Origin of the sequence: Lentibacillus halodurans, from assembly GCF_900112045.1 — a bacterium.
Classification (GTDB): domain Bacteria; phylum Bacillota; class Bacilli; order Bacillales; family Amphibacillaceae; genus Lentibacillus; species Lentibacillus halodurans.
Genome location: NZ_FOJW01000012.1, coordinates 18468 through 33435 on the forward strand (window position 1 = coordinate 18468; position 14968 = coordinate 33435).

The following is a 14968-nucleotide window of genomic DNA, read 5'->3' on the forward strand; positions in this document are numbered from 1 at the left end:
AAGGAGGCCAAATCATATGAACCTGCATTTTTCCGAAGAACAAAAAATGATGCGTAAAATGGTTCGGGATTTTGCCCAGCATGAAGTGCAGCCGGAAATTGACAGGATGGAGAGGGAAGACCGTTTTCCGGCAGAAATCATTCAGAAAATGGGGGAGCTCGGGTTGATGGGAATTCCGATTTCTGAAAAATATGGCGGAAGCGGGATGGACTTTATGTCATATATTATAGCCATTAATGAACTTTCCAAAGTAAGTGCGACCCTCGGCGTCATTTTATCCGTTCATACATCAGTCGGTACCAACCCGATTTTATATTTTGGCAATGACGAACAAAGAAAATACTACCTTCCAAAGCTTGCCACAGGTGAATATCTTGGTGCCTTCGCATTAACGGAGCCTGGGGCAGGTTCTGATGTCGCCAGCATGCGGACTAAAGCGAAAAAAGATGGCGACAGCTACATTCTGAACGGATCCAAGATGTTTATTACTAATGGCGGAGAGGCGAATACATATGTAACGTTTGCCCGGACGAGTGACGAACCGGGATCGAAAGGGATCAGCGCATTTATTGTTGAAAAAGATACACCGGGACTGGATATTGGGAAATCCGAAAAGAAGATGGGTTTGCATGGGTCGAGTACAGTGCAGCTTAATTTTGAAAACTGTGTCGTTGCAAAAGAGCAGCTTCTCGGCGAAGAGGATAATGGTTTTGAAATTGCGATGGCCAATTTAAATGTGGGGCGAATCGGTATTGCCGCTCAGGCTTTGGGAATCGGTGAAGCAGCACTTGCGTATGCAACCAGCTATGCAAGGGAGCGTGAGCAATTCGGCAAACCAATTGTCCAAAACCAGGGGGTAGCGTTTAAGCTTGCTGACATGGCAACGAAGGTCGAAACTGCCAAACTATTGGTCTATCAGGCTGCGTCATTGGTACAGCGTGGGGTTTCATGCGAGAAAGAAGCATCTATGGCTAAATTGTATGCATCGAAAACAGCACGGAAAGCAGCTATTGAAGCTGTTCAGATTCATGGTGGTTATGGCTACACAGAGGATTATCCGGTTGAGCGATTATTCCGTGATGCTAAGGTGACCGAAATTTATGAAGGAACGAATGAAATTCAGCATGTCGTGATTGCAAAAGAACTACTGCGCTGAATGAATAAAGATTCTCTGGTAATCAATCAAGTTTTTCAATTTTGAAGGGGGACAACGTACGATGAATTTTCAACTGACAGAAGAACAGGAAATGCTGCGCAAGATGGTTCGTGATTTTGCCCAAAAAGATGTAGAACCGACTGCAGCAGAACGAGATGAAGCAGAACGTTTTGATCGCGATATTTTTGATAAAATGGCTGAATTGGGGCTGACGGGAATCCCGTGGCCGGAAGAATATGGTGGAATCGGTGCTGATTTTGTCAGTTATGTGATTGCGGTAGAAGAATTATCGAGAGTGTGTGCCTCAACCGGGGTTACCTTATCAGCGCACCTTTCTCTTGCAAGTTGGCCCATTTATAAATATGGTAACGAAGAACAGAAGAAAACGTTCCTCAGTCTTCTTGCAACCGGGGAAGCATTGGGCGCCTATGCACTGTCTGAACCAGGGTCCGGCAGTGATGCAGCTGGCATGAAAACAGTTGCCAAAAAAGATGGTGATGAGTACATTCTAAACGGCAATAAAGTCTGGATCACGAACGGGGGTGTTGCGGATATTTATATTGTATTTGCCCTGACTGATCCGGAGGCAAGACATAAAGGCATTAGCGCATTTATTGTGGAAAAAGGAACGGAAGGATTCACTACTGGCAAAAAGGAAAGAAAACTCGGCATCCGATCATCCCCAACAACTGAACTTATTTTTGAAAACTGCCGTATTCCAAAAGAAAATTTGCTGGGTGAAGAAGGTGAAGGATTTAAAATCGCCATGACAACACTTGACGGCGGACGCAACGGTATCGCTGCTCAGGCACTGGGGATTGCTCAGGGTGCACTTGATGCCGCTGCGGATTATGCGAAAGAACGTGAACAGTTCGGCAAACCAATTGTGGCCAATCAGGGTATTTCATTCAAACTGGCCGATATGGCGACAGAGATAGAAGCATCCCGTCTATTAACCTATCAGGCGGCATGGCTTGAGTCAGAAGGTCAGCCATACGGGAAAGCATCAGCCATGTCCAAACTATTTGCCGGTGATGCTGCTATGAGAATTACGACCGAAGCAGTGCAAGTATTTGGCGGGTATGGCTATACAAAAGATTATCCGGTTGAGCGGTACATGCGCGATGCAAAAATCACCCAAATTTATGAAGGAACAAACGAAATCCAACGTCTCGTGATTGGTCGGATGCTGACGAAATAGGAAGGCCTCGAAGTTTGGCTTAAATTGTCATCGGCTCAAGTTCACCATTTCGAGTGAACGCCTAAAGTCAGCGAGCGCACCACCAAATCACGAAAAGGTTGCAAATTCACACGGCAACAGCATCAACCTGCGCCGAAAGCAGCTCACATTGCATGAAAGGAAGTCAGTCCTATGCACCAAATTGTTGAACAGATGAAACAAAAAGACATACGTGCATTGGCTCGGGCGATTACAATCGTTGAAAATGATCACCCTGATAAGCTCGCACTCCTCAGTGGTGTTTTTTCCGGCAAAAAGCATGCGCGCTATGTGGGCATCACCGGATCACCGGGGGCAGGAAAAAGTTCACTTGTGAACCGTCTGATCACCCATATCCGAAGTGAAGGCAAGACAGTTGCGGTCATTGCGGTTGATCCAACGAGTCCGTTCAGCGGCGGTGCCTTGCTCGGTGATCGTGTCCGCATGAACGAGCATTTCACCGATGACGGTGTATACATTCGCAGCATGGCAACTCGCGGCAGTCTGGGAGGCCTCGCCCGTGCAACCAAAGATGCTGTCCGTATTTGTGATGCATATGGCTTTGACGTTGTGATGGTGGAAACGGTAGGTGTTGGGCAATCTGAGCTTGATATCATGAAAATTGTTGATACAACCGCACTTATCCTGACACCGAACAGTGGTGATGTGCTTCAGATTTTCAAGGCAGGGATCATGGAAATTGCCGATCTGTTCATCATCAACAAAGCAGATCTCCAAGGTGTAGGGAGATTAAAAGCACTCCTGAAAGAGCTCGTTATGATGACGAAGCAAACATATGAAATTCCGATTGTCAAAACGATCACAACTGAAAACAAAGGAATCGATACATTTTGGGAAAAAATCAATGAGCACCATGACTATTTATACAGTACCAAGGAAGGCCAAAAACGCCGGAAACAGCAGCAGGAGCTGGAAGTATATGAACTGATCCGCGAAGAAATCTGGCGGGATGTAAAAGCTTATGTGGAGAACAAAGACATGACAATTAAAGCCGAAGATGACCCGTATAAATGCGCACAGGAAATCTTTAACCAATGGAAAAAGAAAGGGGGCGGCTGAATGACAAATAACCAAGTTGTTTCTTCTGTGAAAGATACCGATTTGATCGAGAAGCGGCGAAATCAGATGATCAAGGGTGCGATTGCCTTATTCAAAGAAAAAGGGTTTCACCGCACGACAACGAGGGAGATCGCAAAAGAATCGGGATTCAGTATCGGTACATTGTACGAATACATCCGGACAAAAGAAGATGTGCTGTTTCTCGTTTGTGATGCGATTTATGATCAGGTAAGAGAGCGTCTGGAAGCTGCCATTGACTGGAAGAATCCAACTGTAGCCAATTTGGAAAAAGTCGTTGAATCGTATTTTCACCTGATGGACGACATGCAGGAAGAAGTTGTCATCATGTATCAGGAAGTCAAGTCACTCAAACAAGAAACGAAAGAATACGTGCTGCAGAAGGAACGGGATATGGTGGCTATGCTGGAAAAAATGATTGTGACCTGTGTACCTGGCAGCATTCTCAGGCAGGATGCTGCTCTTATCGCCAATAATATTTTTGTTCAAGGTCAAATGTGGGGGTTCAGGAGGTGGATGTTGCAAAAACAATTCACCCTGAAGGAGTATATTGAACGTCAAATCCATTTTCTGATGCAGTCTCTGTCCATTAACGGCATGCCAAATGTTAAGAGCGACTGAACAGAAAGTTTTTCAAGGAGGGTTCATATGGAACAAGTTCAGATTTATAAACCGGTCAATCCTGTCCGATTTGTAACGGCATCAAGTTTATATGACGGACATGACGCCTCGATCAATATTATGCGGCGAATTCTTCAATCAAGTGGTGCAGAAGTTGTCCATCTCGGTCACAACCGTTCAGTGGAGGAAGTCGTCTACGCGGCTATTCAGGAAGATTCCCAGGGAATTGCGATTTCATCCTATCAGGGAGGGCATGTGGAATACTTCAAATACATGATTGACCTTCTTCATAAGCTGGACGCCGGTCATATCAAGGTTTATGGCGGCGGCGGGGGTGTGATTATTCCGCGTGAAATCACCGAACTGGAAGCGTATGGGGTATCACGCATTTTTTCACCCAATAATGGCCGTGAAATGGGGCTTCAGGGAATGATCAACAGCATGCTTGAGGAATGTGATTTCCTACCGCCAATTGATTTGAAACGTGAACAGGAAAAGCTGGCTGACAGTGAGCGGCAGGCAATTGCCCGCTTGATCACCTATATCGAAAACCACGATGAGGATGAGGAAAAGCAAGCCGTTCTGAATACACTGCGGTCACAATCGAACCATGCACCGGTCCTGGGTATTACTGGCACAGGAGGCGCCGGTAAAAGTTCACTGACCGATGAGTTGATTCGCCGCTTTATCCATGAAATACCGGACAAAAAAATAGCCATCATTTCGATCGACCCGACGAAAAAGAAAACTGGCGGCGCTTTGCTTGGTGACCGAATCCGGATGAATGCGATTTTTACTGATCGTGTCTATATGCGGTCATTGGCGACACGGGGATCAAGAACAGAGCTGTCCCAGGCGCTCCAGGATGTCATTGATGTGCTCCGTACCGCAGAATATGATTTCATTATTGTTGAAACAAGCGGAATCGGCCAGGGAGATGCGGCAATCACCGATGTCACTGATCTTTCCATGTATGTTATGACGGCTGAATTCGGTGCACCTTCACAGCTTGAAAAAATTGATATGATTGATTTTGCTGATTTTGTTGTCATTAACAAATTTGAGCAAAAAGGGTCTGAAGATGCATTGAATCAGGTCCGCAAACAATATCAGCGCAGTCATATGCTGTTCGGTGAAGATAAGGAAACGTTCCCGGTTTTCGGTACAATTGCCAATCAGTTCAATGATGCCGGCACGAATGCATTGTTCGCATCCATGATAGATACGCTGAATGAAAAGTTCGGCTGGAATGACACAATCGGCTTTGATCGCAATACCATTGCCAAGAAGCAAAACATGATCATTACAAATGAACGCCGTCATTATTTGCGGGAAATCGCCTCACATATCAGGGATTACCACGAAAAGACGGAAAAGCAAAGTGATATAGCACGAAAACTTTACCAGCTTGAAGGTACCAAAAGTGTCCTAAATGATGATGACAGCACCGAAACAATCAACAAAGCCATCCAAACGTATGAAGACAAACTTGATAAGCATGCGAAAAAACTGCTCGACAATTGGGATGAAACGAAAGAAACATACAATCAGGATAAACTGACATTTTCAATCCGTGACAAAGAAATTGAAATGGACTTAACGACAGAGTCGATCTCAGGCCTGAAAATACCAAAAGTCCTGCTTCCAAAATATAAGGACTGGGGAGATCGCCTAAAGTGGCTGATGAAGGAGAATATTCCGGGGTCTTTTCCGTATACGGCAGGTGTCTTTCCATTCAAACGCAAAGGTGAAGATCCGACACGACAGTTTGCCGGAGAGGGCACACCGGAACGCACCAACCGGCGATTTCATTATTTATCTGAAGACAGTGAAGCAAAACGGCTGTCAACAGCATTCGATTCGGTAACACTGTATGGGGAAGACCCTGCACCCCGTCCGGATATTTACGGAAAAGTCGGCGAAAGTGGTGTGAGCATTTGTACATTGGATGACATGAAAAAACTGTACGACGGGTTTGACCTGATCGACCCGAAAACATCGGTGTCTATGACGATCAACGGCCCGGCACCCATTATTCTGGCGATGTTTTTCAATACAGCGATTGATCAGCAACTGACGAAATTCAAAGAAGAAAAAGGACGTGAACCGAGCGGTGAAGAATATCGAAATATGCGGGATGAGACGATATCCGTTGTGCGTGGAACGGTTCAGGCCGATATTTTAAAAGAGGATCAGGGTCAGAACACATGCATTTTCTCGACGGAGTTCGCTCTTCGCATGATGGGCGACATTCAGCAGTATTTTATCGATAAAAATGTCCGGAATTATTACTCTGTTTCCATTTCTGGCTATCACATCGCAGAAGCAGGTGCCAATCCGATTACTCAGCTGGCATTCACGCTTGCTAATGGCTTTACGTATGTAGAATATTATTTGAGCCGCGGCATGGATGTGAACAAATTTGCGCAAAATCTGTCGTTCTTCTTTTCCAACGGGCTAGATCCCGAATATACGGTGATTGGTCGTGTTGCCCGCCGCATCTGGGCGATTACGATGCGCGATAAATATGGTGCCGATGAGCGGAGTCAAAAGCTGAAATACCATATCCAGACATCCGGCCGCTCATTGCACGCACAGGAGATTGATTTTAACGATATCCGGACAACGCTGCAGGCACTCTTAGCTATTCAGGACAATACGAATTCACTGCATACGAACGCATACGATGAAGCGATCACAACACCGACAGAAGAATCTGTCAGGCGTGCGATGGCCATACAGATGATTATTAATAAAGAATTTGGACTGACAAAGAATGAAAATTCACTGCAGGGGTCATTTATTGTGGAAGAACTGACGGACCTGGTGGAGGAAGCTGTTCTGCAGGAATTTGAAAAAATGAATGACCGCGGTGGTGTGCTTGGCGCCATGGAACGCCAATACCAGCGCGGCAAAATCCAGGAAGAATCATTGTACTATGAAGGCAAAAAACACTCCGGTGAGCTGCCGATTGTCGGAGTGAATACTTATGTCAATCCAAATTCGACGTCAGAAGATAACATTAATTCAATGGAGCTTGCCCGGGCATCCAAAGAAGAAAAAGAGCATCAGATCAGTGAACTGCATAAATTCCAGGATACTCATAAAGAATATACTGACGCTGCCCTTGAACAATTAAAGCAAGTGGCAGCATCCGGCGGTAATATTTTTGCAGAATTGATGGAAACCGTAAAAGTGGCTAGCCTTGGCCAAATCACGAACGCACTTTATGAAGTAGGCGGTCAGTACAGAAGGAATATGTAATAGCAGAGGCAGGATTATAGGAATCGGCGAAATAGCCGATTCCTGACTTTTCATGTCCGCAGCTGCAGCTTTAGAAATAATTCATTTCTCATTATTGTTTATACTGGCATATTCCGTCCATTTTTGTTTATAATGAATGGTACGATTTAAGCAATATGATGTACAGAACATTAATAATCAGGTGTAATAGCCTTGAAATGAAATACATGAAAAGGGAGTGCGGTAGTCGTGAGCTTGAAAAACTACAGCCGCGAAGAACTGGAAGTAAAATCAATGGTTGAACTGGCAAATGAACGCTTATGGGATGAAAAAAAAGCAATGGATTTCAATGAACTTTATGACCAAATAGCTGAATTCAAAGGATTTACCGAAGAACAGAAACAGGAATACATTGCACAATTTTATACAGATCTGACATTAGATGGCAGATTCCTGACAGTCAGTTCCGGCGTGTGGGGATTGAAGCGCTGGTATCCGGTTGAACAAATGGACGAAATCGTATCAACGGCACCTAAGAAAAAGAAAGCGAAGAAGAAAAAGAAAGAAGAAGTTCCGCGTGAAGAGCCTGAAGAAGGGAACTTGGATGTTGCGGACGATAATGTCGAGATATTGACAGGTACATTTGATGATGAAGTACTCGGTGAAGATGAACTTGATGAAAACGACGAATTTGACGATGAATTCGATGAAGTTGACGATTTTGATGATGATGAAGATGATAATGAAGATGATGATGATAGCAATGAAGATGAAGATAATAGGTAAAGTGAAACTTCATTCAGTGGGGTGCTTTTCCCCACTGAATGTTAGTTGAACAGAATCGGACCTTTACAGGCAGTTGATCCCCCCACACTTTTATAAAACATTCTGTAATGAGAGGAACTTACTGCCAGTTATGTGGTGGATAAAGAATCCGCTTGACTTTTTAGATACCGATGGGTACAATTTTAATTGGGCTCGCTAAATTCATAAACATCCGGCGCTCCCCCTGTTTATAAAAGGGGGGGCGTTTTTTGTTTATGTTTCAGTATAGTTCTAATTGGAATCGGCTAATTCACCCATTTCCTTGAATTCGGCTTCTTGAATCCAGTTTTCAAACAGACGGCGCATCAGCCGATTTTTTCTTATGTTTAACTTTTAACGAACGATATAACCTATTTACAGAAGTAATAAGCGATACAACATTAATTCAAATAGAAAGTAGAGGGATGAATCATTGACTAAATATATTTTTGTGACCGGCGGTGTAGTTTCTTCACTGGGGAAAGGGATAACAGCTGCTTCATTGGGAAGGCTTTTGAAGAATCGGGGATTGAAGGTGACGATTCAAAAGTTTGATCCGTATATAAACGTTGACCCGGGAACAATGAGCCCTTACCAACATGGTGAAGTGTTCGTGACTGAAGACGGTGCGGAAACCGACCTTGATCTGGGGCACTACGAGCGGTTCATTGACATCAATTTGAATAAGTACAGCAATATTACGACAGGAAAAGTGTATTCCAGTGTAATTAAGAAAGAGCGCCGCGGTGACTATTTAGGCGGTACTGTCCAAGTCATTCCGCATATTACAAATGAAATTAAGGAACAGGTTTTTCGTGCTGGACAGAAGACAAAAGCTGATGTTGTTATCACGGAAATTGGCGGAACAGTTGGGGATATTGAGTCACTTCCATTTCTGGAAGCCATCCGTCAAATCAAAAGTGACATTGGACGGGAACACGTCATGTACATTCATTGTACACTTGTGCCATATATCAAGGCTGCCGGTGAAGTTAAAACAAAACCGACCCAGCATAGTGTGAAAGAATTACGTTCATTAGGCATTCAGCCAGATGTTATTGTATTGCGTTCGGAATTGCCGATCAGTGATGAAATGAAAGAAAAGATTGCCCTGTTTTGTGATACGGATAAACAAGCAGTGATTGAGATGCGTGATGCAGATACATTGTACCAGGTTCCGATTGCACTGCAAGAGCAGCAACTTGATCAATTGACATGTGATCATTTTGGGCTGGATTGCAAGGAAGCAGACATGCAAGAATGGGAACAACTCATTTCCAGTGTGCGCAATTTATCAAGCACAACGGTTATCGGACTGGTCGGAAAATATGTGGAGCTTCCGGATGCTTACCTTTCAGTTGTAGAGGCATTAAAACATGCAGGGTTTGGTTTTGATACAGATATTCAAGTCAAATGGATAAACGCGGAGAAGCAGGATAAAGAAGTCATCAAACGTGAATTGGAAGATGTAGATGGAGTACTTGTTCCTGGTGGTTTCGGCGACCGCGGAATTGAAGGCAAAATCGAAGCAATCCGCTATACCCGTGAAAACAAAAAACCATTTTTAGGCATCTGTCTGGGAATGCAGCTTGCCACGGTTGAATTTGCCAGGAATGTTCTGGGTCTTGAGGACGCGCATTCCGCTGAGATAGACCCGGATACACCACATCCGATTATTGATTTATTGCCAGAACAGAAAAACATTTCTGATTTGGGCGGTACGTTGCGGCTAGGCAGTTATCCATGCAAAATGATGGATGATACGAAAACGAAACAGGCGTATGATGGAGAGGAATTGGTATATGAGCGTCATCGGCACCGTTATGAATTTAACAATGATTACCGGGAGCAAATGCATGAGAATGGAATGATTCTTTCTGGTACCAGTCCTGATGGCAGATTGGTTGAAACCATTGAAATCGCTGACCACCCATGGTTTGTGGCATGTCAGTTCCATCCAGAATTCAAATCGCGCCCGACCCGCCCCCAAGCGCTGTTCCACGGGTTCGTCGGTGCTGCTGCCCGGATAGCAATATCATAATCACAACTAAAGCAAAAAGATCTAAGTCAAGAACATACACTTGGTTTTTGGGTTAGGTCTTTTTTCTATAAAACGTCGTACTTCTGTGTTTCCAGAAAAGCCAAGTGTTTCTAAAAATAACTCAGTCCCTCCTGAATTCTGTTCTTTAAAAAGAAGGATTTTACGAAATTTTATCGAATACAGATAAGTAAACATCATATAGAATTCGTGTAGCTGGGGGTAGACAAGCATGACAAAGGAGATATTGGTAGTTGATGACCAGGCTGGAATACGTATGTTATTACAGGAAGTATTCACTGATGAAGGATTTAGTGTGACAACGGCTGAAACGGGTAAGGAAGCACTGGACAAAATATACGCCGGGTCATTTGATTTACTAATGCTCGACTATAAATTGCCCGTTGTGGATGGTTCACAGGTATTAAAACAATTGGAACATGATCAAATCTTTATTCCGGCAATTGTGATGAGTGGTTTGGCTGAAGATGCCGGGGAGGAATTAAAACATTTCGGTATTATAAGAAAAGTATTTGCTAAGCCGTTCAGCATTCAGGAAGTCAGCCGTTTTGTCAAAAGTATATTGGAATAATGCGCTTTTATCGTGCTTATAGTCATATCATAATAGGGTAATGATGCAGCAGACAGTTTTCTTTTGCTGCATTTTTAAAATGCAGAAATAAAGCAATCTCATTCTGTAGCTTGCGACTTTACGTTCTTGTTGATATTCTTATACTGTAATTAATTTACTTAGCAGATAGAAGCGTATAAAACGTCCTGCCTGATAAGTACAACTGAGGTAAGGCTGGAAGAAGTCAAGTTTTCTAATTGTCCTTCCAAGGCGTGATGCCATCAAGCAAACGGTTGTCGAAAAAATGCACGAGTTCGGTTCTTCTAATCAAGCATAAGATTGGCATATTATTTTAGTCATAGGCTGTAACAATAACGGCTGCCGGGTGAAAAATCTCAGATTTGATCACTGCCTGGCAGAGACCGTTTAAATTAAGAAAGAGAGGGTTTTACCAATGAATTTTTTCTTGGATTCCGCAAGTATTGATGAAATCCGGTCTGCAAATGAACTTGGTATTCTGGCGGGTGTGACAACTAACCCAAGTCTCGTTTCAAAAGAAGGTGTTTCCTTTCACGACCGGTTGAAGGAAATTACCGATGAAGTATCCGGATCCGTCAGTGCGGAAGTTATTTCAGAAGATGCAGAAGGTATGGTGAAAGAAGGGAAAGAGCTGGCGGCAATCGCACCGAATATTACAGTTAAGGTTCCGATGACACTGGAAGGCCTGAAAGCCGTTAAAGCGTTCAGTGATTTGAACATCAGAACAAACGTGACACTGATCTTTAATGCGAACCAGGCACTCTTGGCAGCTCGTGCAGGTGCTTCCTACGTATCGCCATTCCTTGGAAGACTGGACGATATTGGACATGATGGTATGGATCTGATTGCAACCATTTCCGGAATATTCGATCGTCACAATATTGGAACGGAAATTATAGCAGCTTCCATCAGACATCCACTGCATGTGACAGACGCTGCTTTAAATGGTGCACATATTGCGACACTGCCATACAAAGTGCTCGGTCAACTGGTTAAGCACCCATTGACAGATCAAGGTATTGAAAAATTCCTTGCTGACTGGAACAAGCAAAAATAAACTGAAACTGAATCTATTGTATGTTAATGCGGAATAAATGCATATAACTGGAAAAAATGATTAGGGTAAGGAGAAAAGCGGAGGCGACTGGTCAGCGACTTACGGGGTGGACTGCTCCGACTGAGATAAAGGAAACGCGAAGAGCTGAAGCGATTTGACGTTGACTTATCGCAGGGAGGAGTCAGGAACTCCGCTAGTCGCTAGGAGCCGCAGTTAGCCAAAGAAAAGCGGAGGCGACTGGACAGGGTAGAAGTGTACGACGTCGAGAAGCGGGGTGCTGTAATTGCAAAAAATATTAATTGAGGGCGGTCATTTACTAAATGGCAAAGTACGGATCAATGGAGCTAAAAATAGTGCTGTTGCATTACTGCCTGCTGCTCTTTTAGCTGATTCACATGTCATGATTGAGGGGTTGCCCGACATATCAGATGTTTATACGCTAGGTGATTTGCTGGAGGAAATAGGTGGAAAAGTCAGCTGGGATGGGCAAACAGTGCACATTGATCCTGAAAATATGGTATCGATGCCGCTGCCGAACGGTAAAGTAAAAAAATTAAGGGCATCCTATTATTTTATGGGTGCCATGCTCGGTAAATTCAATCAGGCGGTTATTGGGCTTCCGGGCGGCTGTCATTTGGGGCCGCGTCCGATCGATCAGCATATTAAAGGCTTTGAGGCATTGGGAGCTGAAGTAACCAATGAACAAGGCGCCATCTATATCCGGGCCAATCAGCTGCGTGGAGCCAGGATTTACCTTGATGTCGTCAGTGTAGGGGCAACCATTAATATTATGCTTGCCGCAGTGAAAGCAAAAGGCAAAACCATCATTGAAAATGCTGCAAAAGAACCGGAGATTATTGATGTTGCAACACTTTTGACCAATATGGGCGCCAAAATCAAAGGAGTTGGGACAGACGTGATCCGGATTGAAGGTGTACCATCATTGCATGGATGCCAGCATACTATTATTCCGGATCGGATTGAGGCTGGTACATATGCAATAGCCTCTGCGGCACAAGGCAGCGAAGTGATTTTAGACAATGTTATACCACAGCATCTTGAATCCGTACTGGCCAAGCTGGAAGAAATGAGTGTTACAGTGGAGCAAAGCGATGAACAATTATATATCGCACCGAAGCATCCGCTTAAAAGTGTTGATGTTAAAACATTAGTTTACCCCGGGTTTCCGACTGATCTGCAGCAGCCGTTCACATCATTATTGACGAAGGCTGTCAATACAGGTGTTGTAACGGATACGATCTATTCCGCGCGTCTTAAACATATCGATGAATTGCGGCGGATGAATGCCAATATTAAAGTGGAAGGCGGCTCAGTGATTGTAAACGGGCCCGTCCAGCTCGAAGGCGCACGTGTAAAAGCCAGTGATCTGCGTGCAGGTGCATCACTTATCATTGCTGGACTGATGGCAAATGGTGTCACTGAAATCACAGGTGTGGAGCATATTGACCGCGGCTATGAAAAAATCACTGAAAAGCTAAATTATCTTGGTGCCAACATATGGCGCGAAGAAATGAATGAGCAGGAAATCGAGCATTTTCAGGATTCCTAATAAAAGAGCAGACGACTTGACTTCAAATAAAAGTGAAATACCATAAAGAAAGACTGCTTTTTTAATGAATGTTGTTTTTTACAAGCCACTGTATAGAAGAAATTAAAATATAGCAGTTGAAACACACGTCGACTCAAGCGGGAATAGTGGCCAAAGTGAGCTCCACAGTGATGTGCGTACTAGGAACGCGTGCTACACCGAAACAACATTTAACGCGACGGGCACCAAGCAAAGCATCTTGTGGGAAAGCTGCGAAACTGCGAGGAGCGTATGCTACACTGAGACAACATTTAACGCGACGAGCACTCGTGAATTTCAGCTGCGGTGGTCAAAAAGCAACAATATATTGCGAAAAGGGCTAAAGAAACCCCTCTATATGTAAATCCTTTTGGGATGAGGATAATTTTTATTAAAGGAGAGGGGAAAATGGAAAGAAGTTTAACAATGGAAATCGTCCGCGTAACAGAAGCGGCGGCACAATCATCCGCACGCTGGATGGGACGTGGGAAAAAGAATGAAGCAGATGACGCTGCAACCTCAGCTATGCGTGATGTCTTTGACACAATCCCGATGCAGGGCACTGTTGTCATCGGTGAAGGGGAGAAAGACGAAGCGCCGATGCTCTATATTGGTGAAGAACTCGGTACAAGTTCCGGTCCAAAAGTGGATATAGCTGTAGACCCTGTGGAAGGGACAAATATCGTTGCACAAGGTACATGGAATGCGCTGGCTGTTATTGCGATTGCCGATGAGAAAAAAATGCTGCATGCCCCGGACATGTATATGAAAAAAATAGCAGTTGGTCCGGAGGCTGTTGGAAAAATTGATATTAATGCCTCTGTACTGGATAACTTAAAAGCAGTTGCTGAAGCAAAAAATAAGGCAGTTGAAGACCTGGTCGTGATTGTTCTGAATCGTCCGCGTCATACGGAACTAATTGAAGAAATCCGTACTGCTGGAGCACGGATCAAGTTAATCCCGGATGGCGACGTGGCTGCAGCCATGAATACAGCTTTCGACGACACTGGTGTTGACATTCTAATGGGAATCGGGGGTGCTCCAGAGGGTGTCCTCAGTGCGGCAGCGTTAAAATGCCTTGGCGGCGAAATCCAGGGCAAGCTCGTCCCGTCCAGTGATGCAGAAATTGAACGCTGTCATAAAATGGGGATTGCTGATTTGGATAAAGTGTTTTACATGGATGATTTCTGCGATGGTGACGATGCTATTTTTGCTGCTACCGGAATAACCGATGGAGAACTGCTCCAAGGCGTACGATTCAAAGGTTCAAAAGCAACAACACAAACTGTTGTAATGCGTGCCAAAAGCGGGACAGTCCGTTTCATTGACGGTGAACACAGCCTTAGTAAAAAACCAAATCTTGTTATACAACCTTAATAACGTTTAACATAAATCAAATAATAGGAAGCCAAATTCCAGCTGGCTTCCTTTACTCTTGAATCTGCTTTCAACTTTAATCCGTTGGTACAGACAAAAATATTTGAAATAGTATTGAATATTACCCTGGAAAAGGGTATGATGGATATGTTTATGA

10 protein-coding genes and 1 pseudogene are annotated in these 14968 nt (G+C 44.1%); all 11 read left to right on the top strand.

The window, feature by feature from the left end:
* The first annotated feature begins 16 nt into the window (after positions 1 to 16).
* The 11 genes and pseudogenes from BM195_RS13755 (at position 17) to glpX (ending at position 14811) form a co-directional block, all read left to right on the top strand.
* A complete protein-coding gene (locus BM195_RS13755; protein WP_090239500.1) occupies positions 17 to 1156 on the top strand; it encodes an acyl-CoA dehydrogenase in 1140 nt (379 codons plus the stop codon).
* A gap of 61 nt (positions 1157 to 1217) precedes the next feature.
* Positions 1218 to 2357 carry an acyl-CoA dehydrogenase gene (locus BM195_RS13760; RefSeq protein WP_090239503.1) on the top strand — a complete coding sequence of 380 codons (1140 nt, stop codon included), beginning with the start codon at positions 1218 to 1220 and terminating at the stop codon, positions 2355 to 2357.
* A 171-nt stretch (positions 2358 to 2528) separates the two neighbouring features.
* The gene (gene meaB, locus BM195_RS13765; protein ID WP_090239506.1) at positions 2529 to 3455 is read left to right on the top strand and encodes a methylmalonyl Co-A mutase-associated GTPase MeaB; all 927 of its coding nucleotides are present in this window, start codon (positions 2529 to 2531) and stop codon (positions 3453 to 3455) included.
* Positions 3456 to 4094 carry a TetR/AcrR family transcriptional regulator gene (locus tag BM195_RS13770; RefSeq protein WP_090239509.1) on the top strand — a complete coding sequence of 213 codons (639 nt, stop codon included), beginning with the start codon at positions 3456 to 3458 and terminating at the stop codon, positions 4092 to 4094.
* A 27-nt stretch (positions 4095 to 4121) separates the two neighbouring features.
* Positions 4122 to 7358 (top strand): fused isobutyryl-CoA mutase/GTPase IcmF, encoded by a 3237-nt coding sequence (icmF, locus tag BM195_RS13775; protein WP_090239512.1) that lies wholly within the window; start codon positions 4122 to 4124, stop codon positions 7356 to 7358.
* Between the two features lie 273 nt (positions 7359 to 7631).
* Positions 7632 to 7850: pseudogene (gene rpoE / locus BM195_RS19200) on the top strand (DNA-directed RNA polymerase subunit delta); the annotation flags it as partial.
* Between the two features lie 724 nt (positions 7851 to 8574).
* Entirely contained in the window at positions 8575 to 10182 is a 1608-nt protein-coding gene (locus BM195_RS13785) for a CTP synthase (protein WP_090239516.1), read from the top strand.
* A 229-nt stretch (positions 10183 to 10411) separates the two neighbouring features.
* Positions 10412 to 10771 carry a response regulator gene (locus BM195_RS13790; protein WP_090239518.1) on the top strand — a complete coding sequence of 120 codons (360 nt, stop codon included), beginning with the start codon at positions 10412 to 10414 and terminating at the stop codon, positions 10769 to 10771.
* A gap of 433 nt (positions 10772 to 11204) precedes the next feature.
* Positions 11205 to 11846 (top strand): fructose-6-phosphate aldolase, encoded by a 642-nt coding sequence (gene fsa / locus BM195_RS13795; protein WP_090239521.1) that lies wholly within the window; start codon positions 11205 to 11207, stop codon positions 11844 to 11846.
* 283 nt (positions 11847 to 12129) lie between these two features.
* On the top strand, positions 12130 to 13416 hold the full coding sequence (locus BM195_RS13800; protein ID WP_090239526.1) for a UDP-N-acetylglucosamine 1-carboxyvinyltransferase: 1287 nt from the start codon (positions 12130 to 12132) through the stop codon (positions 13414 to 13416).
* A gap of 426 nt (positions 13417 to 13842) precedes the next feature.
* Positions 13843 to 14811: a class II fructose-bisphosphatase gene (gene glpX, locus BM195_RS13805; protein ID WP_090239530.1), complete on the top strand. Its 969-nt coding sequence runs from the start codon at positions 13843 to 13845 to the stop codon at positions 14809 to 14811.
* The last annotated feature ends 157 nt before the right edge of the window (positions 14812 to 14968 follow it).